Below are 24262 nucleotides of genomic sequence, written 5' to 3'. Positions count from 1 at the left end.
ACGCCCCTGGTGCCCCTCCCCGGCGGGCACCAGGGGCCTTCCGCCGCCCTGACGCGGGGTGCCGTGGGCGGCCCGGGGCCGCGTCCGGTCCCGGCACCGGGTCAGTTCCGTTCGGCGATGCGGGCCAGCCGCCGGGCCTCGTCGCGCGTGGCACGGGCGACCGCGTCCTCGTCGACGGTGGTCAGCCGGCCGTCCTCGACCACCGGCCGGCCGCCGACGAGGGAGAGCGTGACGGGCGCGGGGGCGCCGAAGACCAGCGCCACCACCGGGTCGGCGATGGAGGCGTGCGCCAGTGTGTCCATCTTCCACAGCACCAGGTCGGCCAGCTTGCCCTCCTCGACCGAGCCGATCTGCTCGGCCCGGCCCAGCACCCGGGCGCCGCCGTACGTACCGAGGCGCAGCGCCTGCCGGGCGTTCAGGGCCTTCTCGCCGTGCGGGCCGAGGCGGCCCACGAGCAGCGCGTTCCGCAGTTCGGTGTGGAGTTCGCCCGACTCGTTGGAGGCCGTGCCGTCGACGCCCAGCCCGACCGGTACGCCGGCGGCCAGCAGGTCCGGCACCCGGGCGATCCCGGCGGCCAGCCGCGCGTTGGAGGACGGGCAGTGGGCCACTCCCGTGCCCGTACGGGCGAAGGCGGCGATGTCCTCGTCGTTCATGTGGACGCAGTGGGCCATCCAGACGTCCGGGCCGAGCCAGTCCACCGACTGGAGGTAGTCGGTCGGGCCCATGCCGAACCGCTCCTCGCAGAACCGCACCTCCTCCGCCGTCTCGCTGCCGTGCGTGTGCAGCCGTACGCCCCTGCGCCGCGCCAGTTCCGCCCCCTGCTTCAGCAGTTCGGTGGAGACGGAGAACGGCGAGCAGGGCGCGACGGCGATCTGTGTCATCGCGTCGAACGCGGGGTCGTGGTACCGGTCGATGGCCTCCTCGGTACCGGCGAGCGCGGTGTCCGGCGACTCGACCGCGAAGTCCGGGGGCAGGCCGCCGTCCGAGGTCCCCAGGTCCATGGAGCCCCGGGCGAGGGTGAACCGTACGCCGGTCTCGGCCGCCGCCCCGACGATCGCGCCGGTCAGATCGCCGGCGCCGCGCGGGTAGACGTAGTGGTGGTCCACGGCGGTGGTGACACCGCCGCGGGCCATCATCGCGAGGGAGCCCCGGGCCGCCGCGCGGACCATGGGCTCGTCGAGGCGCGCCCAGACCGGGTAGAGGGCGACCAGCCAGTCGAAGAGGTTGTGGTCGGTGGCCAGCCCACGGGTGATCCACTGGTAGAAGTGGTGGTGCGTGTTGACCAGGCCCGGCGTGACGAGGTGCCCGGTGCCGTCGATCCGGCGGACCGCGCCGTCCCGGCCGCCGGATCCGTTCCGATCGCCCGACCCGGCCCGTTCGCCCGGTCCCGTTGCCGTGCGAGGCGCCTCCGGCGCGGGGCCCGCGCCCACCGACACGATCCGGTCGTCCTCGACGACGACATGGCCGGACGCGTACACGGTGTCGTGCGCGTCCACGGTCGCGATGGCGCAGTTCTCGATGACGATGCGCGAGGCCGCCATGGGTGGGGGTCTCCCTTCCTCGTTCTTGTCTCCGGCTCTTCCCGCTCCCTGTTCCCGCCCACGGCCCGCCGTCGCGCGCTACACCGAGGTCAGGTCCGGCGGAATCCGCTGTTCGGCCCCGTCACGCAGGACCGTGGCCTCGATCAGGCCGTAGGGGCGATCGGCGGCGACGTAGACCTCGTTGTCGTTCTTGAGGCCGAACGGACCGAGGTCGACCAGGAAGTGGTGTTTGTTCGGCAGCGCGAACCGTATCTCGTCGATCTCGGCGCGGTGCTCGATGACCCGCGCGCCCATCCGGTACAGGGTCTGCTGGAGCGAGAGCGAGTACGTCTCGGCGAAGGCCCGGAGCAGATGGCTCTTGGTCTGCTCGTACGACTCGTTCCAGTCCGGCATCGCCTCGCCCTCCCCCGCGGGACTCCCCGCGCCGCCGCCACCGCCACCGTCGGCGCCGGCCGCGCGGTCGCCGACGGTCCTGCCGACCGCTTCCGGCGGTGCGTCACCTCCCGTCCACCGGTGGCGCCAGCGGGCGGACACGTCCGTCGCGAGGATCCGGTCGCACGTCTCCGCGAGCGTGGTGTACGCGTCCCTGGCGAACCCGCGGAACTCGGAGCCCGTCGAGTTCAGGACGGTCAGGTCCGTCAGCCCGGAGATGACCTCCCAGGCGCCGCTCGCCCCGTCGAAGGTGATCTGGGCGAGGCGGGTCTCCTGCCCCCGGCGGACGAAGGAGTGCTCGCCCTCACCGGCCGCGGCGATGCGCTCCCAGGCGTACTCCTCGATCCGGACACGCGCCCGGTGGATCGCGTCCCGGTCCGTCACGAAGTGCCGCGCCAGCCGGATCCCGAACTCCTCGGCGGAGGCGGTGCCGTGCTCCTTGGCGAAGACGTGCACCGTGTTCTTCATGGTGTCCGTCGGCAGGACATGGGCGTTGGAGCCGGAGTAGTGGACGTCGGCCATGTCCCCCGACAGGGAGACGGAGACGTTCAGGTCCTTGATGTGGTGGGTGCCGCCGTCGCGGGTGATCCTGACGACGCGGTTCTCCGCCTTGCCGTACTGGTTGAAGCCGAGCGTCGTGGGCATGGCCCTAGCTCCCTCGGTATACGGAGTAGCCGAACGGGTTGAGCAGCAGCGGCACGTGATGGTGCTCGCCCGGGGCGACGGCGAAGGTGACCGCCACCTCCGGGAAGAACGGCGCGCCGCCGTCCCCGGGGGGTGCGCCGTCCCGCCGCGCGGCGGCTCGTCCGCCGGCGAAGTACGCCTCGGTCGCGAAGCCGAGCCGCACCTGGGTGGTGCCCGGCGGCGGTGCCGGCAGGTCCGTGCAGCGTCCGTCGGTGTCGGTCGTCGCGCCGCCGAGTTCGGTCCAGGGGCCGGTGGATCCGGCGCGGGCGGCCAGACGCACGGCGACACCGGCGGCGGGGCGTCCGGCGCTGGTGTCCAGGACGTGTGTGGACACCGAGGACGTGGCGGGGGTGTCGCGGTCGGTGCTCAGGGTGCCGGCTCCTTCGCTTCGGGTACGGACATCCACCTCTTACGCCCCGGTCATCGCTCCGTCACGGCGCCTGGCCGGGTGCGGCCGCCCGGGTACCCGTACCCGTCACGAGCCGGCTCAGTCTGATGCGGTTGATCCTGCCGAGTTCGGCGCGCGCGATCGCGCGCTCCCGCTCGGGCGTGTGGCGCAGCCGCTCCTCGAGCGCGTCGCGCATCCGTTCGCCGGTCATCCCGGTGGCGCAGATGAGGAAGACGTGCCCGAACTTCTCCTCGTACGCCAGGTTCAGTTCGGCGAGCTCCGTCGTGAGCCGCTCGGAGGCGCCGGCCAGACCGCGCTGTTCCCGGGCGGAGACCGGATCGCCGGGCGTGGGCCTGCCGATGGGCGGATGCCCGGCCAGGGCCTCGGCCAGGCCGGTGTCGGTCAGGCCGGCCGTCGCGCGGTCGCCGGCGGCGAGGAGATCGTCCACGGTGGCATAGGGGCGCCCCGCGAGGACCGCCCCGCCCCACGCCCGCCCGGCGCACACCTCGTGCAGGGCGGCCAGGGCGGCGCTGTCGGCCGAGGCGTTGAAGCGGGCCAGTCCCGGTTCCGGTATCGACGTCACGGGTCCTCCGTGCCTGTGCGGTACGGGCTGCGCCCAGCTAACGCCCCGGCGAGAACGGGGTCAACAGTTTGTCGGGAATCTCGTATACGAACCGGCCGCGCCCCGCCGGGCACGCCAGCCGGCGGAACCCGTCGGCTCCCGGCACCGGTCCGCTCCGGGCACCGTCGGCTCCCGGCACCGGTCAGTGCCGCGCGCCCTCGGTGCTCTCCCGCAGGACGAGCCGGTGCGCCACGACGCGGTCCTGTGGCGACAGGGGTGCCACCGCCGTCACGTCACCGCTGTCCGGGGGCCTGTTCGCCTCGTCGATGCGGTGCCGCAGCAGGTGCACGGCGGACGTGGCGACCGCCGCCTTGTCGGGGGCCACGGTGCTCAGGGTCGGCACGCTGTACCGCCCGCCCTCCACGTCGTCGAAGCCCATCACGGCGATGTCCTCGGGCACCCGTACACCGTGCTCGTACAGCGCGCGCAGCGCGCCCAGGGCCAGCTGGTCGTTGAGGCACAGCAGCGCGTCGGGGCGCGCGCCGCCGCGCAGCGCGCGGGTCACCGCGTCGGCGCCGTCGGGCATCCGGAAGGCCGCCACGGGCAGCAGCGCCGCCGCGTCGCAGGCGATGCCCGCCGCCGACAGGGCGGCACGGTAGCCGCGGGTGCGCGCCTCGGCGGTGCCCAGACCCGGCGCGTCCCGGCCCCCGATGACCAGGATGTTCCGGTGCCCGAGGGCGATCAGGTGCTGGGTGGCCTCACGCGCGGCCTGTTCGTTGTCGATCGCCACATGGTCCGCCCCCTCCTCCAGCAGTTCGCCCAGCAGGACTGTCGGCGGCGCTCCCGCGCGTTCGCGCAGGTCGTCGGAGGTCAGGGCGAGCGGGCTGAGGATGATGCCGTCGACGAAGTCGGAACCGAAGCCCGACAGCGCGGCCAGCTCGTGCCCGCGGTCCCCGCCCGACTGGTGCACCAGCACGGTCAGCGAGCACTGCTCGGCGGCGCGGATGACGTGCCGTGCGAGTTCGGCGAAGTACGGCACGTCCAGCTCCGGTACGACCAGGGCGATGACCCCGCTGCGCCCGGTGCGCAGGTGGCGGCCCGCCAGGTTCACCCGGTAGCCGAGGTGGTCGATGGCCTCGCGGACCGCGCGCCGGGTCCGGTCGGAGACATGGACGTAGTCGTTGATCACGTTCGAGACGGTCTTCTCCGACACGCCCGCATGCCGTGCGACGTCCTTGATCCTGGGTCGCGCCACCACCATCTCCCCTGTCGTCACGGTGCGCCGAGTCTATGCCGTCGCCGGTCAGGGGCCGTCCGGCATCCTCGCGGGCGCCCGACGCGACGATCCGCGGTCCGTACAACAGCCGGGGTCCCACCTCTTTACAGGCGTTGTACATCGTTGTAAAAACATGGCACCGCGCCGGTCGTCGCCAGCGGTGCCCGCCCGTCGCACGGAGTGGGCCGCCACCGGTCGCCATGCCGGTGTCCGCCGTCGACCGACCCGGTCGACCGGCCGTTCGAAAGGTCCATGATGAGTTCTTCCCCACCGGCCCCCCGGCCGCGGCCCGCGTTCACGCCACCGCCCCCGCCGACGGCGGGGGTCAGCCGCCGCGGGCTCCTGCGCTACGGCATGGCCGGGGCCGGGGCCGCGCTGCTCGCCTCCGGCCCGCTGACCGGCTGCGCGTCACCGGCCGCGTCCGCGGAGCCCTCGGCCCTGAGCGTCTGGGACCCCTTCCAGGGCGGGGACGGCATGCTGATGGACGACATGATCAAGGCCGTCTCCACCGGCCGTGACGCCTTCACCGTCGATCGCACGATCCTCGAATGGGGTCCGTCGTACTACACCAAGCTCGCCATGTCGGCCGCCGGAGGCCGGGCGTCCGACGTGGCCGTCCTCCACCTCTCCCGGCTGGCCGGATACGCGCCCGGCGGCTTGCTGGACCCCTTCGACCTGGACCTGCTCGCCGAGTTCGGCTGCACCGAGGCGGACTTCACCCCGGCCGTCTGGAAGCGGACCCAGCACCAGGGGACCGTCTACGCGATTCCCTTGGACGTCCACCCCTTCATCGTCTTCTACGACCGTGACGCCGCGGACAAGGCCGGACTCCTGGACTCCTCCGGCGAACTCGCCCCGATGGGCTCCCCCGAGGCGCTGCTGGACGCGGGCAAGGCGCTCGCGAAGGCCAACGGCGGCGCGGGCATCCTCTTCGGCCACGTCAACGACCCGGCCCAGACCTGGCGGCTGTTCGCCGCCCTCTACGCCCAGACCGGCTCCGCCTTCACCCTGCCGGAAGGCGGCACGGCCCGGATCGACATCGAGGCCGCGAACCGCGTCGTGACGTTCATGCAGCGGCTGTTCGACGGGAAGACCAACCCCAACAACCTCGACTACTACGGCTCGGTGGCCACGTTCATCGGCGGCCGCGGCGGCATGGCCATGCTCGGCGAGTGGGAGCTGCCGACCCTGCGGAAGTCGGGCCTCCCCCTGGGTGCCGCTCCCTTCCCGCAGGTCTTCGACCGCCCCGCCGTCTACACCGACTCCCACAGCTTCGTCCTGCCCCACCAGGCCGACCCGGATCCCGCACGACGGCGCGAGGCCCACCGCTACATCGCCCGGATGCTGTCGCAGAGCCTCACCTGGGCGAGCGCCGGGCACATCCCCGCGTACCAGCCCGTCCTGTCCCGCCCCGAGTACGGGAAGCTGCGCCCCCAGTCGTCCTACGCGGACGCGGGCGAGGTGGCGGTCCTCGATCCGCCGAACTGGTTCGCCGGCGCGGCCTCGAACTTCCAGAACCGCATGTGCCAGCCCCTCCAGGCGGCGCTGCTCGGCAACATCCCGGCCGAGAAAGCGGTGCGGCAGATGGTCCGCGAGGCGAACACGCTGCTTCGGCAGCCCAACCCGGTGGCCTGACCGGAGCACAAGGAGCCACAGACGTGACAACCACCGCACCCACCGCGTCCACCGGTGGCGCCGCGCCCACCGGCACGCCACCGTCCACCGCACCCCGCGGCCGGGGCCCCTTCCGGAAGAAGGGCACCGCGGGCGGGAGCAGCGGCCTGCTCTTCGTCCTGCCCTTCCTGGTGTTCTTCGGCCTCTTCCTGGTCTGGCCCGTCGCCCATGGCCTGTGGATGAGCCTCACCGACAGCTCGCTCGCACTGCGCGACACGGCCTTCGTCGGTTTCGCCAACTACGCCGAGGCCTTCGGCGACCCGGACGTCTGGAGCAGTCTGGGCAACACGGTCTTCTTCACCCTCATCACATGCGTCCCCCTGGTACTGCTCGCACTCGCGATGGCGCTGCTGGTCCACAGCGGACTGGCCGGCCAGTGGGCGTGGCGGCTGGCGTTCTTCGCGCCCTATCTGCTGCCCGTCACCGTGGTGACCCTCATCTGGGCCTGGCTCTACCAGCCCGAACTCGGCTTCGGCAACCAGTTGCTCGCCGCGCTCGGCATGGAACCCGTCGGCTGGCTGTCGGACGAGTCGGTCGCCATGTGGTCCATCGCCGCCCTGACCGTCTGGTGGACGATCGGCTTCAACTTCCTGCTCTACCTGGCCGCGCTCCAGTCCCTGCCGGAGGCCCTCGACGAGGCCGCCGTGCTCGACGGCGCGGGCGCCTGGCGGCGGCTGTGGTCCATCACCCTGCCCCAGCTGCGCCACACCACGGTGCTGGTGGCCATGCTCCAGGTCCTGGCGTCGCTCAAGGTCTTCGACCAGATCTACATCCTCACCAAGGGCGGCCCGAACGGCACCACCCGGCCGATCCTCGAGTACGTCTACGACGTCGGGTTCACCGGGTACCGGCTGGGTTACGCCTCGGCCGTCTCGTACGTCTTCTTCGCGCTGGTGATCGTCATCTCCATCGCGCAGCTCCGCTTCTTCCGCACGGAGGACTGAACGTGTCCGCTATCGCAACCGCTGTGCGCCCGCGGCGCCGCGCACCCCGCGAATCCGACGGTTCACCGATGCTCCTCGGCCACGGCCGGCTGCCGCGCGTGCTGGCCGGGTCCGCCCTGGTCGTCCTCGCGGCCGTCTGGCTGCTGCCGTTCGTCTGGGCGGTCGCCACCTCGTTCCAGAGCGAGCAGGACGTGGCGAAGCCCGGTCTGTTCCCGTTCAAGGGCGCGTTCACGCTGGAGTCCTACGAGCGGATCCTTTCCCGCGGAAACGTTCCAACCTGGGCCTTCAACAGCTTTCTCATAGCCGGTCTGGTCACCCTGATCACCGTGGTCGTCTCCACGCTGGCCGCCTACGGCTTCGCGCGGGGTACGTTCCGCGGCCGCCGGACCCTCCTGGCCGTCACCGTCGCCGCCATCATGGTGCCGCCGCAACTGCTCGTCGTCCCCCTCTTCAAGCAGATGCTGCTGTTCCACCTCGTCGACACCTACGCGGCGGTCATCCTGCCCCAAGTGGTGGCGCCGATGATGGTGTTCATCCTCAAGAGGTTCTTCGAGGGGCTGCCCCGGGAACTGGAGGACGCCGCCAGGATCGACGGCGCGTCCGAGCTCAGGGTGTTCCTGTCGGTCGTGCTGCCGTTGTCCCGGCCGATCGTGGCCTCCGTCGCGATCTTCGTGTTCATCGGCGCCTGGAACAACTTCATGTGGCCGTTCATCGTCACCAACGACCCCGGCCTCATGACGCTCCCGGTGGGCCTGGCCACCGTCAGGGACTCCTTCGGCATCCTGTACGCCCAGTCCATGGCCTCCGCGCTGCTGGCCTCGCTGCCGCTGATCGTGATGTTCCTCCTCTTCCAGCGCCGCATCGTCAAGTCCGTGGCCACCACGGGCTTCGGCGGCACCTGACCCTGCCCGAGCGGCCGGAGCCGGCCCCGGCCCGCTTCCGAAGCCGGCTCAGAACCCGGATCCGGACCCGGCTCAGAACGGCGGCTTCCGCCACTCGGCTCCGCTCGCGCGCTCCCGGTCCGTCCCACGCGTCCGGGAGCGCGGGTCGTCGCGCTCTCCGCTGCCTCGCCCCCATTGCGCGACAGATCAGTCCGAGACATATTTACATCGATGTACATCACGGGTCCCGGCCACCGCGCCGCCCCGCCCGCCCACCCACCCACCCACCCACCGACTGGAGCATGTGTGCCCACCCCCGCCGTACCGCGCCCGGAGTACCCCCGCCCGCAGTTCGTCCGCAAGGACTGGCTCAATCTCAACGGCACCTGGCAGTTCGAGACCGACCGGGGCGACAGCGGCCTCGAACGGGGTCTGCCGGACCGGCCGCTGACCCGCGAGATCCTGGTCCCCTTCCCGCCCGAGTCGGAGCTGTCCGGCATCGGTGACACGGACTTCCTGGAGGCCGTGTGGTACCGGCGGGTGCTCACCCTGCCCCCCGAGTGGGCGGGACGCCGCGTGCTGCTGCACTTCGGCGCCGTCGACTACGACACCACCGTGTGGGCCGACGGCGTCGAGGTGGCCCGCCACCGGGGCGGGTTCACACCGTTCACCGCCGACCTCGGCGACATCGCCGGCGGCGGTGGCGAGGTCACCCTCACCGTCCGCGCCCGCGACCCGCGGTCGGGCCCGCAGGCCCGGGGCAAGCAGGCCGTCCAGTACGCCAACCACGACTGCAACTACACCCGGGTCACCGGCATCTGGCAGACCGTGTGGCTGGAGCCCGTCCCCGATCTCCACCTGCGGCGCCCCCGCATCACGCCCGACCTGGCGGGCTCGGCGTTCCACCTGGAACTGCCCCTCTCCGGCAACCGCCCGGGGTACCGGGTGCGCGCCGTGCTCTTCGACGCCGACGGCGAGGTGACCCGCGCGGAGGCCCGCGCCGACCTCGACCTCGCGCCGCGCCTGCACCTGCCCGTACCCGAGGAGCGACGGCGCGAGTGGGGCCCGGCGGACCCGCACCTGTACGACCTGCGGATCGAACTCGTCGACGCGGCGGGCGAGGTGACCGACAGCGCGGAGAGCTACGCCGGTCTCCGGGCCGTCGGCATCCGGGGCAAGGCCGTCACGCTCAACGGGCGGCCCCTCTTCCAGCGGCTGGTGCTCGACCAGGGCTGGTACCCGGACGGCCTGATGACCGCGCCGACCGACGAGGCCCTGCGCCGCGACATCGAACTCGCCCTGGCGGCGGGCTTCAACGGGGCGCGGCTGCACCAGAAGGTCTTCGAAGAGCGCTTCCTCTACCACGCGGACCGCCTCGGCTACCTGGTCTGGGGCGAGTTCGGCGACTGGGGCTGCGAGACGGGCGGTTCGTCGGGCGACAACCAGCAGCCGGACGCCTCCTACACCGGCCAGTGGCTCGAAGCGCTGGAGCGCGACTACTCGCACCCGTCGATCATCGGGTGGTGCCCGCTCAACGAGACGTACCAGAAGCTGCACGACCGCATCACCCAGCTCGACGCCGTGACCCGGGCGATGTTCCTGGCCACGAAGGCCATGGACACGACCAGGCCGGTGATCGACGCCTCCGGCTACGCCCACCGGGTCGCCGAGACCGACATCTACGACTCCCACAGCTACGAGCAGGACCCGGCCGCCTTCCGGCGCCAGATGTCCGGCCTCGCCAAGGACGAGCCGTTCGTCAACGCGTACGAGAACGGCGCCGCCTACTCACAGCCGTACCGCGGCCAGCCCTACTTCGTCAGCGAGTTCGGCGGCATCTGGTGGGACCCCGCCGCGGCCGCCGCGCAGTCCGGCGAGGACCGGACGGAGTCCTGGGGGTACGGGGAACGGGTGCGCGACGAGGAGGAGCTCCAGACGCGGTTCGCGGGGCTCACGGGCGTCCTGCTGGACGACCCGGCCATGTTCGGCTACTGCTACACCCAGCTGACCGACGTGTTCCAGGAGCGCAACGGCATCTACCGTTTCGACCGCGGCACCAAGATGGACGTCGAGCGGATCCGCGCCGCGCAGGCGCGTCCGGCCGCGATCGAGGAGCAGGACCCCGTGTAGGGACGCCTCTCCGCCGCACGCGGACAGCGGTACGGCCGGGTCCGGTCTCCCGGGCCTCGGAGCTCGGCGCTTGCGCGTCGCGCTTCGGGCCTCGGGCCTCGGGCCTCGGGCCTCGGGAGAACCGTCAGGCCCGTTGCAGCCGCCAGAGCTGGGGCTGGAGGCCGTTGCACGTCCACTGCCGTACGTTGGCGCCCGCTTCCCGCGAGCCCTCGGCGACATCCAGGCACTGACCGCTGGACCTGGCGATCAGCCGGTAGTAGCCGCGGCCGGCGTTCTCCAGCCGCCAGTCCTGCACGGCGGCGCCGTTGCAGTACCACTGCCGGACGTTCGCGCCCGGCGCCTGCGAACCGTCCTTCACGTCCAGGCAGTATCCGCTGTTGCGCCCGGCGAGGGTGAAGTGGGCACCGCCGCGGGCGCGCAGGGTCCAGTCCTGCGGCCCCAGGCCGTTGCAGGTCCACTGCTGCACGTTGCCGCCCGGCTCCCGCGAGTCCTTGTCCACGTCCAGGCAGTGCCCGCTGTTCGCGTTCGTGAGCCGGTACAGGGCACCGTCCGCCACACCGGCCGCGTCACCGCTGCCGGTGATCCCGCCCGTGGCGTAGTACGGCGTGCAGACACCGCCGTCCCAGTCGGTGGCTATCTGGAAGACCCGCCTCCCGTCGGCCGAGGGCAGCAGCGGGGAACTGTAGTTCTGGCAGTAGTTGGCGCTCGGGTTCGCGACCCGCACCGGCGACTCGATCTCGTACCAGGGTCCGGAGCCGTTCTCCGTGTTGGCGAGGATGGTGCGTCCGCTGTCCGCCGCCGGGGTGCCGTCCCGGTTGAGCAGCATCTGCCCGATCAGCAGGAGCCTGCCGTTCGGTCCGCCGTCCGGCGCGGGCGCCCAGGCGATGGTGGGCGCGGCCCTGAAGTACTTGCCGTCGACCGTCTCCGGCCGGAACCCGAGCGAGGCCGGGTCGCCCCAGTTCCAGCCGTCCGCCGATGTCCGGTGGTGCACCACGCACTGGTACTGACCGCCGGGGTTGCAGATCTCGTAGCTCATGAAGTACGTGCCGTTGGGCAGCGTGCGCACCACCGGCATCCCCGGCCGGTCGGGCTGCCAGGTGCTCGCCACCGTGTCCCGGCGGTCCTGCCAGCGCACACCGTCGTAGCTGCGGGAGGCGGACAGCTTCTGGCTGTGGCCGGGGTCGGTCTCGTCGGCGTAGTGGCAGACGAGCGCCCCGTCGGCCGCTATGGAGAACTCCGGTTCCCACAGCCCGCCCGTACCGCTCGCGGTGGCGCAGGACGACAGGTAGGACCAGGTGCGGCCCACGTCGTTGCTGCGCCAGACGCGCAGGGCCATACGCCGGTCCGGCTCGTCCTGCCCGGCGGACGCCGACCACAGCAGGGTGCCGGCCGGCAACGCGCCCACCTGCCGCGGAAGTTCGAACAGGGTGCCGCAGCACTGGCCTTGGCCCCCGGACGACTCCGGGTCGGCGATCCTGCCCACTTCCCGGAAGACCGAGCCGTTGTCCGTGCTCTCGTGGATGGCGCCGATCCCGCTGTTGCCGTCGAACGTGGTCACGCTCGCGAGCACGCGTCCGTTCGCGGCGCCGTTGTGCGCCAGCCGGATGGCCCGGGGGTACAGCCCCGTGCCGTTCCGCAGCGGCGTTCCCGTGGCGGCGGGGGCGGCACTCTTCACCGCGGCACTCGCCCCGTCTGTGGGCTGGGCGGACGCGGCGGGCACGGCGGGCACGGCCAGCGCGAGGCTCAGCGTTCCCGCCAGTCCCAGCAGCAGGGCCCGGCCCGCCCGCCGCCGGGAGCGGTCGTCGGTGTCGGGGCGGGCCGGCTGAGCGGCGGACGGGCCGTACGAGGGGAATCGGCGAAGTCCGAGAAGACGTGGTCGGCGAAGACGCAACGCGGGGGTCCTTCCTGAGTGCGCAACGGGGCGGTACGGCAGGACAGCGCACCGTCGGCGTGCCGTACCCGGCCAGGCGCACGGGCGCCGACGGGTCGCGCTGACCGCGCTGACCGCGAGCGTCACAGTAGAGCCGCTTGTACATCGATGTACACAGGCGTGCGAAGGCTTTTTACATCGTTGTACAGGAGGCGCCGGCCGTACCGGCTCACGCGCCGAGGGCGTGCCCGGTGGTCGCGTCCACGTGGTCCGGGATCTCGTCGCGCCGATCGCCCACGGTCGGTGTCCCCGTGGGCTCGAACATCAGGATCGCGGCGCCCTCCGGCGCGTAGGGCCGGTGCGGCGTGCCCCGCCGGACGGTGAAGACCGCGCCCCGCGGGAGCAGGACCGTGCGTTCCCCGGCCGGCTCGCGCAGGGAGATGCGCAACTCTCCGTCGAGCACCAGGAAGAACTCGTCGGTGTCGTCGTGGACGTGCCAGATGTGCTCACCCTGGACCTTGGCGACGCGGACGTCGTAGTCGTTCACGTGCGTGACGACACGAGGGCTCCACAAGGCGTCGAAGGAGGCCAGAGCGTTGCTGAGAGAGATGGGTCCGTTGCTCATGGGCGCCATCCTGAGTCGTCTCGCACGGTCGGCACGAGTGCTATGAATCGCATATGACGCAAGAATCCTCGCACCCGGTTCTCTCGGCGGGCGCACACCGGGTCGTCGTGATCGTGGACGAGAACTCCAATCCCTTCGAACTCGGCTGCGCGACCGAAGAGCGAGGCGAGTCACGCTTCGAGGTGGTCGCGCGGCGCAGCGGGCTCGGCACGGCCGCCAACCTGCGGGCGCTGATGCGCCGCGCGACCGGCATCACCCCGTCGGAGTACAGGCGGCGGTTCGGCCCCGAGGCGCACTGACGGCGCCGCGTCCGCCGGACGGCTCCCGGGCCTCGCCCACCGTTCGCACGACCGCCCGTCAACCACCTCCCCCAACATGCCAGTTGGTGATTCCGCGCATCACCGGCGGTCGCTTATGATCTTGGTCATGACTTCGCACAGCCCCGAGAAGAGCCCGTCCCGCAAGCAGCGACTCCAGGAGAAGCAGAAGCGCCAGCTGGCGGTCGTCGACGCCGTCGACAAGGCGGAGGCCAAGCTGAGGAAGGCCGAGGCGGAGCTGGCCGAGGCCGTGGCGGAAGCGGTGGAGGTCTTCGGCAGCGATCTGGGCGCCTCGGAGGAGCTCGGACTGCCCGTCGACACGGTCCGCGGCTACCTGCGCCTCGTCGAGGGCGGTGCGGACGGCACCGACGGCGCCGAGGAGCCCGGCGGAACCACGGAGGAGACCGCTTCGGAACGGAGCCCGGTGAAGGCCGGCGCGAAGGCGGCCCGTACGCGGGAGGCGACGGAAGCCACCGCCGCGGCGGAGCCGGAACCCGCCATGGCGTAGCCTCCCGGCCGGTCTCGCCCCGGGTACGTCGATCGCGGGCGACCGGTGGCCAGTTCATGCCTGTTCACGCCCGTCACGCGGGATCGCCCGGACCGGCGCCGAGGTGCCCCCCGAGCGGGCCGGCTCCCTATGGGGGCCGGCCCGCTCTCGCACCTCGGGTCGCTCATCACCAGGACCCACCACGGGAGTCCGGACGAGGGACCCTCAGACCCTCCCCATAGCCTCGCTCTTGGTGGACGATGGGACACGGAGCGCGACGGCGCGCCACTGGAGATGACGAGGCGGCCGACGAGGCCTGCGGGGATGAAGGGGTCGTGATGGGAGAGAGCGTTTCGGTGCGCTGCCCGGGCTGCGGTGTCGATCACGCCTTCATGGCGTCGGTCTACCCCTGCGCCTGCGGGGCACCGGTCGCACCGCCGCTGGCGCGCGACATACCGGCGGAGCCGGTCACCCACCGCTCGTGGGTGGACGAGTGGGTGGTGGTGCGCTGCACGGCATGCGGCCGGCACGGCCACTGGCCACAGCCGGAGTTGGGCTGCCCGTGCGGCACGGTGCTGCGGATCCCGGTACGGCCGGTAGGCAGCCCGCAGGACTGGACGGACGCGGGCTTCGCACCGGGCGCGGAGGGCGTACGGGGCCCGGGAGCCGTGGAGGACACGGGGGCCGTACCGGACGGGCGCGGCACGCCAGACACGTCCCCCGGGCCGGGTGGTCCGGCGCCGGACCACCGCCCGGGGCCGGACCACCGCCCGGCGCCGGACCGCGCCTCGGAACGGGGAGGCGGCTCGGAAGCAGGAGGCGACTCGGAACCGGGAGGCAGGCGATCCGCCCCCGAACTCCCTTCGGGCGGAGGCCCGTTCACCGACCGGCCGACGGACCGGCCTCAGCCCCGCCACCCCGCGCACATCCCGTTGCCGCGTACGGCCGCCTCCCCGCGTCCGTCCTTCCGGCCGCCCACGATCCGTACGAGCGAGGACGCCGTGACCGCCGCGGCGCTCTACCTACGCTGGCTGGGCTTCAAGAGCGTCGTCCGGGCGGCGGACGAGGCGGGCTCCGGCGTCGATCTGCGCGGCACGGACGTCGTCGCCCAGGTCGATCCCACCACCAGCCCGGCCTCACTGCGCTCCGTCGAATGCCTCTGGCTCAACGGGCTGAGCGCGTCGGCGGTGGGTGTGTTCTTCGCGCTGGCCGGCTACGCGGAGGACGCCCGGGCGCGCGCGGACGACCTCGGTCTCCCGCTCTTCGTCATCGACCTCACCGGCGCCCCCCAGCCGGTCAACGGCCCGGCGGACGAACTGGTCTCGGCGGGCGCGTAGAAGCCCCCGGGTCCCGCCGCGGCATCCCGCCCGTACCGTTCCGGTCCCTGCTGCTCACCCTCGCGGCTCGTGAGCGGGGGCGGTCAGCCGCCGAGCGGCCCGTACGTCCGGTCGTGGAAGGTGAAGGCGGTCGGCTCGGGCTCGTCCTCCTCGCGGAAGTACCCGCCGTAGCCGGGGTCCTCGACGTGCGGGGCGAGCAGATCGAGGACGGTGACGAGTTCCTCCATGTCATCGTCCAGCCAGTAGTTGCGGGTGAACAGCCCCCACGCGTGATGCTCCTTCCCGTCCCCCGTGACGAAGCGCGCCTGCCGCGTCAGCGAAGCGAAGTCTCCTCCGGGCAGGCGGCTGTCCGCGTCGGGCTCGAGCAGCGGGTACGCGTGCGTCTCCCCGTCGAGCTCTGTGGGCCGCTCCCGCGCCATGCCCAGATGCCAGCGCAGCGCGGCCAGGACGGAGGCGGGCGTGTCGTCGCGGAGGAAACAGGTGAAGACGACTTCGTAGCGAGAGCTCACGCACCGCATTGTGCACGACGGGGAGCGCGCGACCCCCGGTTCGCCCGGGATCCGGCCGACTTGTCAGGCAAGCGGCGGGTGCCGCCGGAGCGGTCACGCGGGAGGAGCGCGCCACCCGGTGCGCCCGGCGGTCGCGGACGGGCTCCGGCCGCCCGCCGCAGCGCGGCGCGAGCGCGAGCCCCGTACGGGTCCGCCGGGCACCCGGGTGTCTCCCGGCGTGTCCCGGCGCCTCCCCGCGTGCCGCCGTCCGGCCCGTCCGGCCGGCGAGGCGTGCCGTCGCCACAGCCACAGCCACAGCCACAGCCACCGTCGGCGCCGTAGTCGTAGTCATGGTCGGCGCCGTAGCCGTCAGCGCACGTCCCCCTCGTCGTACTCGTGCTCGGTCCGCCCGCCGGCCGTCCGCTCCCGGAGCTCGATCCGGCGGATCTTCCCGGACACGGTCTTCGGCAGCTCCGCGAACTCGAGGCGCCTGACGCGCTTGTACGGCGCCAGGACCGCGCGCGAGTGGGCGAAGATCATCTTCGCTGTGTCGGGACCGGGCTCCCAGCCCTCGGCGAGGACGACGTACGCCTTCGGCACCGCCAGCCGCACCGGATCCGGCGCCGGGACGACCGCGGCCTCCGCCACCGCCTCGTGCTCCAGCAGCGCGCTCTCCAGCTCGAAGGGCGAGATCTTGTAGTCGGAGGCCTTGAAGACGTCATCGCTCCGGCCGATGTACGTGATGTAGCCGTCGGCGTCGCGCGCGCCGATGTCACCGGTGCGGTAGTAGCCGCCCGCCATCGCCTCGGCGGTCCTGGCCGGGTCGCCGTGGTAGCCGGTCATCAGGCCGACCGGGCGGTCGGCGAGGTCGAGCGCGATCTCCCCCTCCGCCGCGCCGGGCGCGCCGGTGACCGGGTCGAGCAGCTCGACCGCGAAACCGGGGGTCGGGCGGCCCATGGAGCCCGTCTTGAGCGGCTGCCCCGGGGAGTTGGCGACCTGGACGGCGGTCTCGGTCTGCCCGAAGCCGTCCCTGATCGTCACGCCCCACGCCCGCCGGACCGTCTCGATCACCTCGGGGTTGAGCGGTTCGCCCGCCGCCACGGCCTCGCGCGGCGGGGTGCGCAGCTGGGACAGGTCGGCCTGGATGAGCATGCGCCACACGGTGGGCGGGGCGCAGAAGCTGGTGACGCCCGCCTCGTCCATCTCCGCCATGAGCCGGGCCGGGTCGAAGCGGGTGTAGTGGTGGATGAAGACGGTCGCCTCCGCGTTCCACGGGGCGAAGAGGTTCGACCAGGCGTGCTTGGCCCAGCCGGGCGAGGCGATGTTCAGGTGGACGTCACCGGGTCGCAGCCCGATCCAGTACATGGTCGCGAGGTGGCCGATCGGGTACGAGGCGTGCGTGTGCTCCACGAGCTTGGGCCGGGCGGTCGTACCGGAGGTGAAGTACAGCAGCAGCGGGTCGTCCGCATGGGTGATGCCGAGCGGCTCGAAGGTCTCCGGGCGGGTGTACGCCTCCTCGTACGGCAGCCAGCCGGCGTCCGGGCCCGGGTACGCCGCGCCGCCGCCGGCCGGGGCTCCCGTCCCCGCCCCCGGTGCCAGTCCCGCTCGCGGTTCCGGTGCGGACTCCGGCCCCGGTCCTGTCGCCGACCTTGTCTCCGTTCCGGCCGCAGCTCGCGTCTCCGTCCTCGGGACCGACTCCGCCGCCGTCTCCGCCGCCGCCCCCGTCGCCGGTCCCGGCCCGAGTCCCTCCGTGGACCCGACCACGATCCTGGTGAAGTCCCCCTCGATCCCCGTGAACTTCTCCGTGTCCTCCGCCCTGGCGATCACATGGGCGGCCCCGCCGCGCTCGACGCGGTCCCGCAGGTCCGCCGGGCCGAGCAGCGGGGTCGCGGGAATCACGACCGCCCGGAGCTTCATCGCGGCGAGTGCCGTCTCCCACAGCTCGACCTGGTTGCCGAGCATGACGACGACGCGGTCTCCCGGCCGCACGCCCTGCTCGCGCAGCCAGTTCGCCGCGCTGTTGGAGCGGGCCGACATGTCGGCGAAGCTGAGGCGGACGTGGCGGCCGTCCTCCTCGACGATGTGCAGCGCGACCCGGTCGTTGCCCTCCGCGATCCGGTCGAACCAGTCCAGCGCCCAGTTGAAGCGTTCGGGGCGAGGCCAGACGAAGCCCTCGTACGCCCGCGCGTAGTCCTCCCGGTGCGCCAGGAGGAAGTCCCGGGCCGCCCGGAACTCCTCGGTCGGACCACCCGCCGCGCCTGTCGAGCCCGTCGACGCCCGTGCCCTCATGTGTGCCCTCCTCTGTCCTGCCTCGTTGCGGGACCGTTCCCCGACATCGTGTAATCAGTCGGTGCGTCGCACCAGCCCCCGGACAAGGGGCACCTCGGTGCGGCCGGGCCACGGGAGAGGTTGCACATGGTGTCCTTGGAACGGTTCCTGGCGTTCGCCGGGATGTCGTTGGTGGTGATCGTGATCCCGGGGCCGAGCGTGCTCTTCGTGATCGGCCGAGCCCTGGCCCATGGCCGCCGGACGGCGCTCGCGTCCGTGTTCGGCAACGTGGTCGGCTCGTACGCCCTGGTCGTGGCGGTCGCGCTGGGCGTGGGCACGCTGGTCGAGGCGTCGGTCACCGTCTTCCTGGCCGTCAAGCTCGCGGGCGCCGCCTACCTGGTCTTCCTCGGCGTACAGGCGTTCCGGCACCGCGGGGACCTGCGGGCATCCGCCATGGAGCGGCCGGCCGGACCGGCCCGCAGCGATCTCCGTACCGTGGTGGACGGCTTCGTCGTGGGGATCACCAATCCCAAGGGGATCGTGTTCTTCGCGGCCGTGCTGCCGCAGTTCGTGGACCACTCGGCGGGCCGTCTCGCCGCGCAGATGCTGGTCCTCGGACTGGTGCCCATCGCGATCGGCCTGGTCACCGACACCCTGTGGGGCCTGGGCGCGGCGGCGGCGCGGAGCTGGTTCGCCCGGTCCGAGCGGCGGCTGTCGCTGGTGGGCGGCGCGGGCGGCTTCGCGATGATCGGTCTCGGAGTCACGGTCGCGGCGACGGGCCGGGCCGACTGAGCCACGCGAGGGCCGTGGGCTGTCGAGCGGGGCGGGCCGGCATCGGGACACCGGGTGGATGTCCGGGCGGGCGGTGTTTTGGGGAAAGCCCCGAACACCGCCCGCCCGGTCATGACGGCTCCCGGCTCATCGCCGCGCGGGCCGTGCCAGTGTGTAGCCGCCGACGCCGGCGAGCGCGCCGAGCACGCCACCGGCCACGGTCCACAGCCAGCGGTCCGTCCACCAGCCGGAGGACCAGCCGTCCTCGGGCTCGACCCCGGAGGCGGCCAGCCGGGCGCCCTCGCTCGACGCGCCTCCGTTCTCGCTCTGCGAGACGGTGGTACGGCCAGGCGTCAGCGGTACGGACAGCGTGCCGTCGACGGCCGCCGAGCCGCCCACGTCCTTCATGGCCGCCTCGACCTCCGCGCGGACGGGCAGGCCCAGGTCCACCTGCTGCCCGCTGACGACGGTGAGCCGTACGAAGTAGCTGCCGGGCAGTGGGTCGTCGGACCATGGCTCGGCCCAGGCACGTACCGTCCGCAGCGTGCAGCGCAGCTCCACCGCCCGGGCGTCGGCCGCCAGCGCGCGGGTCTGCGCGCCGTAGACGCACGGCTGCCGACGGCGCAGGCCGTCGTAGACGTCGATCCGCCAGGTGAGGGCGCCCTGCCGGGCGGCGGCGGACTCGGGGAACTCGACCTTCGCGGAGACGGTGGCGCGCTGCCCCGTGTCCGCCGGGAAGACCCAGTAGAGGTAGTCGCCCGAGGACGCCTCGGCCGTCGCGCGCTGGCCGGGCCGGAAGGCCGTCGCCGTACGGAACGACGTGCCCGCCTCGGTCGGCGCCTCGGCGCTGTCGGAATCCTCGGACGCCGTGGCCGCCGGGGACTCGTCGGCCAGGGCCGCCCCCGCCGTGCCGAGCAGCAGCAGCAGTCCCGCCAGCAGGGAGCGGGCGAAGAGTCCGGCGAACCGGGTGAAGTCGGTTACGGTACGCATCAGTTGGCCTCCCAGACGACACGCAGGCGGGAGATCCAGCCCCACAGCAGCCCGGCCACCAGACCGGTGAGGACCAGGGTGGCGAGCAGCCACCAGCCGCGGCCGAGCCCGAACGCGGCGGCGTCGGACGCCTCGTCGGGCGCGTCGACCAGGTCGACGGAGAGCTCGACGGGCAGACCCGGGGTGGTCTTGACGGAGTCGGGCGCGGAGAACGCGTTGCTGACCTGGAGGCAGACGGTCTCGGCGGCCGGCTTCTCCTCACCGCCGGTGTCGGTGTCGGCGTCGTCGTTCTCGGGCTTCGGATAGCGCAGGCCCGTCGAAATCACGTCGGTGCGTCCGTCGCCCGCTTCGGAGCCGCGCACGATCTCGCGGCCGTGGACGGTCACGGCCCGCAGCAGCACGCCGTAGTCCTTGTCGACCGCGCGGTCCGCGGCGACGCTCACCGAGGCACGCAGCTCCTGACCGGGCAGGACGTCCACGCGGTACCAGCGGTGCTCGGAGAACTTCTCACGGTCGCTGTAGAGCCCGGGCTTGATCCGCGGCGCGTCGGCGCAGCGGGCGGCGCCCTCCGTGGCCACCGGGGTGACGACGGGATCGGCCGCCCGGTCGACCAGCTGCTTGACGCGGCCGGAGAGTTCGTCGGTGTGCCGCACGGAGGTGTAGGTGCCGCCGGTCGCCTCGGCGATGCAGGTCAGCTGGCGTCGGGTCTTGTCGTCCGGCACCAGGCCGAGGGTGTCGATGGTGAGGTGGATTCCCTTGGCCGCGATCTCCCGCGCGACCTCGCAGGGGTCGAGCGGGGCGCAGGTGTCCTCGCCGTCGGTGATGAGGACGATCCGGCGGGTGGCGTCCCCGCCCTCGAGGTCGTCGGCCGCACCGAGGAGGGCGGGGCCGATGGGCGTCCAGCCGGTGGGGACGAGGGTGGCGACGGCGGTCTTGGCCTCCGTACGGTCCAGTGGCCCGACGGGGTAGAGCTGCTCGGTGTCCTTGCACCCGACCTTGGTGTCCTTGCCCGGGTAGGTGGCGCCGAGGGTGCGGATGCCCAGCTCCACCTCCTCCGGCACGGCGTCGAGCACCTCGTTGAACGCCTGCTTCGCCGCGGCCATCCGGCTCTTCCCGTCGATGTCGCGGGTCCGCATGGAACCGCTGACGTCGAGGACGAGATCGACCTTCGGAGCGGCTGCTCCGGCGGGCTCGTCCGCGGTGGGGGCGGCGGACGCGGCGGGTGGCAGGAGCCCCACGGCCAGGGTGGTCAGCACGCCGCACAGGGCGAGTGCGGACCGTCTACGTATGATCATCGACGGATGATAGTGAGAATCGGCTGACGAGGCCAAAACACACTGACCGGCCGTCAATTGGGCATACGAGACGAGCAGAGGTGGCCAGGATGGGCGACGGCACGGGCAGCGGGGCGAGCGGCTACGGGACCGTCGGCGCGCGGTACGAGGGCCGTGGGTCGGACGGGAGCATCCCTGGAGCGTACCCGCCGGACGGGCTCCGGCCGCTCTACCTCGGCACGTACACCTCCGGTCCGGGCGCCGGGACCGGGATCGGCCTGGCGGCGTACGACCCGGACACGGGCGCGATCTCGTCCGCCGGCACGCTCACGGGCGTCGAGAACCCGTCGTACCTCGCCCTCCATCCGAACGGCCGTACGCTCTACGCGGTCGACGAGCGGGAGGACGGCCGGGTCACGGCGGTCGCGACCGGCGGCGCCGGGACCGGCGGCCCCACCGTCCTGGGCTCCCGCGGCACGGGCGGCGCGGCCCCCACGCACCTGTCGGTGCACCCGGGCGGCCGGTGGCTGCTGAGCGCCAACTACACGTCCGGCAGCGTGGCCGTCCACCCTATCGAGCCGTCGGGAGCGCTCGGCCGGCGTACGGATCTGGTCACGCACGCGGCCCCGCCCCCGGGCCCGGGCCGGAGCGGACCGCACGCCCACCAGGTCGTCACCTCGCCGGACCGCGGCCACGTGCTCGCCGTGGACCTGGGCAACGACACGGTGTACAGCTACCGGCTCGACACCTCGGCCGGCACCCTGACCGAGGTCGCGCGCACGACGACGCGTCCCGGCGCGGGTCCGCGCCACCTCACGTTCCACCCGTCGGGCACGTTCGCTTATCTGGCCAACGAGTTGGACAACACGGTCGTGGTCTGCGCGTACGACCCCGGGACCGGTCGTCTCACCCCCGGCGAACCGCGCCCCACGGGGACCACCGGAACGGCCCGCAGCTTCCCGGCCCAGTTCGTGGTCACGGACGACGGCGCCTTCGCCTACCTCGCCAACCGGGGGCACAACAGCCTGACGCGCTACGCGATCGAGTCGTCCGGCGCGGCGCTCCGGCTGCTGGACACGGTCCCGGTGGGCGGCGACTGGCCGCGTCAGCTGTCGCTCTCGCCGGCCGGCGATCTGCTGTTCGCGGCCAACCAGCGGTCGAACTCGGTGACGGTCTTCCGTGTCGACCGGACCACCGGTGAACTGCGCCCGATGGGCGACCCGTTCGCCTCCCCGGTCGCGGCCTGTGCCCTGCCGCTGTAGCGTCCGACGTCCGGCGTACGTCCTTCTCCCTCCCCCGCGCACACCCACTCCTCTCCCCTCCCACGACAGACGTGGAGACGACGATGTGTCCCACCCCGCAGGCCCGGCCATGACGTTCCTGGTCAACGATCCGCGCGCGTTCGCCGACGAGGCCCTGGCGGGTTTCGCCGCCGCCCATGCCGACGAGGTCCGTGCGGTCCCCGGTGGAGTCGTCCGCGCCTCGGCCACGCCGCCCGGCCAGGTCGCCGTCGTCCTCGGCGGCGGCACCGGCCACTATCCCGCCTTCGCGGGCTGGGTGGGCCCCGGGTTCGCGCACGGGGCGGCCTGCGGCAATGTCTTCGCCTCCCCCTCGGCGGACCGGATCTGCTCGGTGGCGCGGGCCGCCGAGAACGGGGGCGGTGTGCTCCTCGGCTTCGGCAACTACGCGGGTGACGTCCTGCACTTCGGACACGCCGCCGAGCGGCTGCGCGCGGAGGGCTTCGACGCCCGGACCCTGGCCGTCAGCGACGACATCGTGTCAGGGCCGCCGGACGCGACCGCCGTGCGGCGGGGCATCGCGGGCGGCCTGGCCGTGCTGAAGATCCTGTGCGCGGCGGCGGAGGCGGGCTACGGCATGGACGAGACCGTACGGGTGGGCCGCGCGGCGAACGCGGCCACCCGGTCCCTCGGTGTCGCCTTCGGCGGCTGTGCGCTGCCGGGCGCCGAGAAGCCGCTGTTCACCGTGGCGGCCGGGCGGATGGGTGTGGGCCTCGGCATCCACGGGGAGACCGGCACCGAGGAAGGGCCGCTGCCCAGCGCCGACGCGACGGCCGACCTGATGGTGGACCGGGTGCTGGCGGATCGCGCGGCGGCGGCCGGACCGCACGACGGATCGTCCGCCGGCCGCCCGGAGCGCGCGGCGGTCCTGCTCAACGGGCTGGGCGCGATCACCTACGAGGAGCTGTACGTCGTGCACCGCCGCGTCGGCGAACGGCTCGCCGCCGAGGGCATCACCGTCGTCGCCCCCGTCGTCGGCGAACAGGTCACGAGCCTCGGCATGGCGGGGCTCTCCCTCACCCTGACCTTCCTGGACGACGAGTTGGAGGGGCTGTGGAGGGCCCCGGCCGCCGCCCCCGCCTTCCGGCGCGGCAGCGTCGCGCCGAGGCCGCCCCGTACGGACGACCTCACCGCGGCCCACCAGGTCCCGCCCGTCGTCCCGGGCACGGCGGCCTCGCGGGAGCTGGCGGCACGGATCGCGCGGGCACTGCGTACGGTGCGGGACACGATCGTCACGCACGAACGGCGCCTCGGGGACATCGACGCCGTGGCGGGTGACGGCGACCACGGCATCGGCATGCGACGCGGCGCGGAGGCCGCCGTGCGGGCGGCCGACGAGGCGGTGGCGCTGGGCGCGGGCGCCCGGACGCTGCTGTCGCGGGCGGGGGCCGCCTGGGCCGACCACGCCGGCGGCACGTCGGGGGCCCTGTGGGGCGCGGCGCTGGCGGCGTTCGGCGTGGAGCTGGGAGACGGCGAGGAGGATCCCGCGGCCGGTGCGGCGGACTCGGCGGCTGACGGGGAGGGCCCCGGAGTCGCGGGGCAGGACCTCGGAGCCGGCGGGCGGGAGTTCGTGGCCGGCGGACGGGAGCACGTCGCCGGAACGACGCGTCCCGGAACCGGCGCGGAAGCCGCCCATGCCGCCCGAGTGGTCCGTGCCGTGCGCGCCGCCGTCGACGCGGTGGTGCGGATCGGTGGTGCCAGGCCCGGGGACAAGACGCTCGTGGACTCGGCCGTGCCGTTCGTGGAGCGGCTGGAGGCTGCGTTGCCGGTGGCCGGGTTCGCCGCCGCGTGGACGGAGGCCGCCCTGATCGCGGGCGAGGCCGCCGAGGCCACGGCCGCCATCGCGGCGCGCCTGGGCCGGGCCCGTACCCACGGCGACCGCAGCCTCGGCACACCCGACGCGGGAGCCGTCTCGTTCGCCCTGATCGTGGCCGCCCTGGCGCCGGCCGTCCACCCCGCCGAGGGGGGCGACTGACGGGCGTCACCGCCGGCCCCGCACCTCCGGCCGTCGGGCGCCCGCGACAC

At 73.2% G+C, this 24262-nt stretch carries 20 protein-coding genes and 1 pseudogene; 10 read left to right on the top strand and 11 right to left on the bottom strand.

The annotated features are described in order from the left end of the window. Positions 1-101: 101 nt before the first annotated feature. The 5 genes from ACU6P3_RS28135 to ACU6P3_RS28115 all read right to left on the bottom strand — a co-directional run bounded on the left by ACU6P3_RS28135 (position 102) and on the right by ACU6P3_RS28115 (position 4862). Positions 102-1541: an 8-oxoguanine deaminase gene (locus ACU6P3_RS28135; protein WP_447194671.1), complete on the bottom strand. Its 1440-nt coding sequence runs from the start codon at positions 1539-1541 to the stop codon at positions 102-104. 78 nt (positions 1542-1619) lie between these two features. Then, positions 1620-2618, bottom strand: a complete 999-nt coding sequence (gene pucL / locus ACU6P3_RS28130) for a factor-independent urate hydroxylase (RefSeq protein WP_447194670.1) — start codon at positions 2616-2618, stop codon at positions 1620-1622. Between the two features lie 4 nt (positions 2619-2622). Beyond that, positions 2623-3063 (bottom strand): hydroxyisourate hydrolase, encoded by a 441-nt coding sequence (gene uraH / locus ACU6P3_RS28125; protein WP_447194669.1) that lies wholly within the window; start codon positions 3061-3063, stop codon positions 2623-2625. Positions 3064-3088: 25 nt separating this feature from the next. Next, entirely contained in the window at positions 3089-3628 is a 540-nt protein-coding gene (gene uraD, locus ACU6P3_RS28120) for a 2-oxo-4-hydroxy-4-carboxy-5-ureidoimidazoline decarboxylase (protein WP_447194668.1), read from the bottom strand. 181 nt (positions 3629-3809) lie between these two features. Then, on the bottom strand, positions 3810-4862 hold the full coding sequence (locus tag ACU6P3_RS28115) for a LacI family DNA-binding transcriptional regulator (RefSeq protein ID WP_447198096.1): 1053 nt from the start codon (positions 4860-4862) through the stop codon (positions 3810-3812). Positions 4863-5138: 276 nt separating this feature from the next. Between ACU6P3_RS28115 and ACU6P3_RS28110 the strand changes: the two genes are divergently transcribed. The 4 genes from ACU6P3_RS28110 to ACU6P3_RS28095 all read left to right on the top strand — a co-directional run bounded on the left by ACU6P3_RS28110 (position 5139) and on the right by ACU6P3_RS28095 (position 10512). Further along, positions 5139-6518, top strand: a complete 1380-nt coding sequence (locus tag ACU6P3_RS28110; protein WP_447194667.1) for an extracellular solute-binding protein — start codon at positions 5139-5141, stop codon at positions 6516-6518. Between the two features lie 23 nt (positions 6519-6541). Continuing rightward, entirely contained in the window at positions 6542-7501 is a 960-nt protein-coding gene (locus tag ACU6P3_RS28105) for a carbohydrate ABC transporter permease (RefSeq protein ID WP_447194666.1), read from the top strand. Between the two features lie 2 nt (positions 7502-7503). Then, on the top strand, positions 7504-8403 hold the full coding sequence (locus ACU6P3_RS28100; RefSeq protein ID WP_447194665.1) for a carbohydrate ABC transporter permease: 900 nt from the start codon (positions 7504-7506) through the stop codon (positions 8401-8403). 285 nt (positions 8404-8688) lie between these two features. Then, the gene (locus tag ACU6P3_RS28095) at positions 8689-10512 is read left to right on the top strand and encodes a glycoside hydrolase family 2 protein (protein ID WP_447194664.1); all 1824 of its coding nucleotides are present in this window, start codon (positions 8689-8691) and stop codon (positions 10510-10512) included. A gap of 124 nt (positions 10513-10636) precedes the next feature. Here the strand turns inward: ACU6P3_RS28095 and ACU6P3_RS28090 are convergent, their stop codons facing one another. Both ACU6P3_RS28090 and ACU6P3_RS28085 read right to left on the bottom strand, forming a co-directional pair. Next, positions 10637-12403: an RICIN domain-containing protein gene (locus ACU6P3_RS28090; RefSeq protein ID WP_447194663.1), complete on the bottom strand. Its 1767-nt coding sequence runs from the start codon at positions 12401-12403 to the stop codon at positions 10637-10639. A 208-nt stretch (positions 12404-12611) separates the two neighbouring features. Continuing rightward, complete coding sequence (locus ACU6P3_RS28085) at positions 12612-13007, bottom strand: cupin domain-containing protein (RefSeq protein WP_447194662.1); 396 nt, start codon at positions 13005-13007, stop codon at positions 12612-12614. Between the two features lie 140 nt (positions 13008-13147). On the opposite strand from ACU6P3_RS28085, the pseudogene ACU6P3_RS28080 reads away from it, so the two are divergent. The 3 genes and pseudogenes from ACU6P3_RS28080 to ACU6P3_RS28070 all read left to right on the top strand — a co-directional run. Then, positions 13148-13306: pseudogene (locus tag ACU6P3_RS28080) on the top strand (AraC family transcriptional regulator); the annotation flags it as partial. A gap of 127 nt (positions 13307-13433) precedes the next feature. Continuing rightward, positions 13434-13832, top strand: a complete 399-nt coding sequence (locus ACU6P3_RS28075; protein WP_447194661.1) for a hypothetical protein — start codon at positions 13434-13436, stop codon at positions 13830-13832. 317 nt (positions 13833-14149) lie between these two features. Then, the gene (locus ACU6P3_RS28070) at positions 14150-15148 is read left to right on the top strand and encodes a hypothetical protein (RefSeq protein WP_447194660.1); all 999 of its coding nucleotides are present in this window, start codon (positions 14150-14152) and stop codon (positions 15146-15148) included. 83 nt (positions 15149-15231) lie between these two features. On the opposite strand, the gene ACU6P3_RS28065 is transcribed toward ACU6P3_RS28070, so the two are convergent. After that, positions 15232-15657 carry a hypothetical protein gene (locus tag ACU6P3_RS28065; protein WP_447194659.1) on the bottom strand — a complete coding sequence of 142 codons (426 nt, stop codon included), beginning with the start codon at positions 15655-15657 and terminating at the stop codon, positions 15232-15234. Positions 15658-16005: 348 nt separating this feature from the next. Beyond that, on the bottom strand, positions 16006-17925 hold the full coding sequence (locus tag ACU6P3_RS28060) for an AMP-binding protein (protein ID WP_447194658.1): 1920 nt from the start codon (positions 17923-17925) through the stop codon (positions 16006-16008). Positions 17926-18051: 126 nt separating this feature from the next. Here ACU6P3_RS28060 and ACU6P3_RS28055 point away from each other — a divergent pair, with 126 nt between their 5' ends. Next, complete coding sequence (locus ACU6P3_RS28055; protein ID WP_447194657.1) at positions 18052-18696, top strand: LysE family translocator; 645 nt, start codon at positions 18052-18054, stop codon at positions 18694-18696. 126 nt (positions 18697-18822) lie between these two features. Here the strand turns inward: ACU6P3_RS28055 and ACU6P3_RS28050 are convergent, their stop codons facing one another. Beyond that, positions 18823-19665 (bottom strand): hypothetical protein, encoded by an 843-nt coding sequence (locus tag ACU6P3_RS28050; RefSeq protein ID WP_447194656.1) that lies wholly within the window; start codon positions 19663-19665, stop codon positions 18823-18825. Further along, on the bottom strand, positions 19665-20960 hold the full coding sequence (locus tag ACU6P3_RS28045; RefSeq protein ID WP_447194655.1) for a VWA domain-containing protein: 1296 nt from the start codon (positions 20958-20960) through the stop codon (positions 19665-19667). The genes ACU6P3_RS28050 and ACU6P3_RS28045 overlap by 1 nt, the downstream gene beginning before the upstream one ends. 89 nt (positions 20961-21049) lie before the next feature. On the opposite strand from ACU6P3_RS28045, the gene ACU6P3_RS28040 reads away from it, so the two are divergent. Both ACU6P3_RS28040 and ACU6P3_RS28035 read left to right on the top strand, forming a co-directional pair. Then, complete coding sequence (locus tag ACU6P3_RS28040; RefSeq protein WP_447194654.1) at positions 21050-22201, top strand: lactonase family protein; 1152 nt, start codon at positions 21050-21052, stop codon at positions 22199-22201. Positions 22202-22310: 109 nt separating this feature from the next. Next, entirely contained in the window at positions 22311-24212 is a 1902-nt protein-coding gene (locus ACU6P3_RS28035) for a dihydroxyacetone kinase family protein (protein ID WP_447198095.1), read from the top strand. Positions 24213-24262: the final 50 nt, after the last annotated feature.

The organism is Streptomyces hebeiensis (assembly GCF_052983195.1).
The sequence above is the reverse complement of the archived record's forward strand: the minus strand, read 5'-3'. Positions and strand labels throughout refer to the sequence as shown.

Excerpts from the sequence above, each read along its gene's own strand:
- ACU6P3_RS28135 (WP_447194671.1), bottom strand. The coding sequence starts at position 1,541 with ATGGCGGCCTCGCGCATCGTCATCGAGAACTGCGCCATCGCGACCGTG.
- pucL (WP_447194670.1), bottom strand. The coding sequence starts at position 2,618 with ATGCCCACGACGCTCGGCTTCAACCAGTACGGCAAGGCGGAGAACCGC.
- ACU6P3_RS28110 (WP_447194667.1), top strand. The coding sequence starts at position 5,139 with ATGAGTTCTTCCCCACCGGCCCCCCGGCCGCGGCCCGCGTTCACGCCA.
- ACU6P3_RS28085 (WP_447194662.1), bottom strand. The coding sequence starts at position 13,007 with ATGAGCAACGGACCCATCTCTCTCAGCAACGCTCTGGCCTCCTTCGAC.
- ACU6P3_RS28075 (WP_447194661.1), top strand. The coding sequence starts at position 13,434 with ATGACTTCGCACAGCCCCGAGAAGAGCCCGTCCCGCAAGCAGCGACTC.
- ACU6P3_RS28070 (WP_447194660.1), top strand. The coding sequence starts at position 14,150 with ATGGGAGAGAGCGTTTCGGTGCGCTGCCCGGGCTGCGGTGTCGATCAC.
- ACU6P3_RS28060 (WP_447194658.1), bottom strand. The coding sequence starts at position 17,925 with ATGAGGGCACGGGCGTCGACGGGCTCGACAGGCGCGGCGGGTGGTCCG.
- ACU6P3_RS28055 (WP_447194657.1), top strand. The coding sequence starts at position 18,052 with ATGGTGTCCTTGGAACGGTTCCTGGCGTTCGCCGGGATGTCGTTGGTG.
- ACU6P3_RS28050 (WP_447194656.1), bottom strand. The coding sequence starts at position 19,665 with ATGCGTACCGTAACCGACTTCACCCGGTTCGCCGGACTCTTCGCCCGC.
- ACU6P3_RS28045 (WP_447194655.1), bottom strand. The coding sequence starts at position 20,960 with ATGATCATACGTAGACGGTCCGCACTCGCCCTGTGCGGCGTGCTGACC.
- ACU6P3_RS28040 (WP_447194654.1), top strand. The coding sequence starts at position 21,050 with ATGGGCGACGGCACGGGCAGCGGGGCGAGCGGCTACGGGACCGTCGGC.
- ACU6P3_RS28035 (WP_447198095.1), top strand. The coding sequence starts at position 22,311 with ATGACGTTCCTGGTCAACGATCCGCGCGCGTTCGCCGACGAGGCCCTG.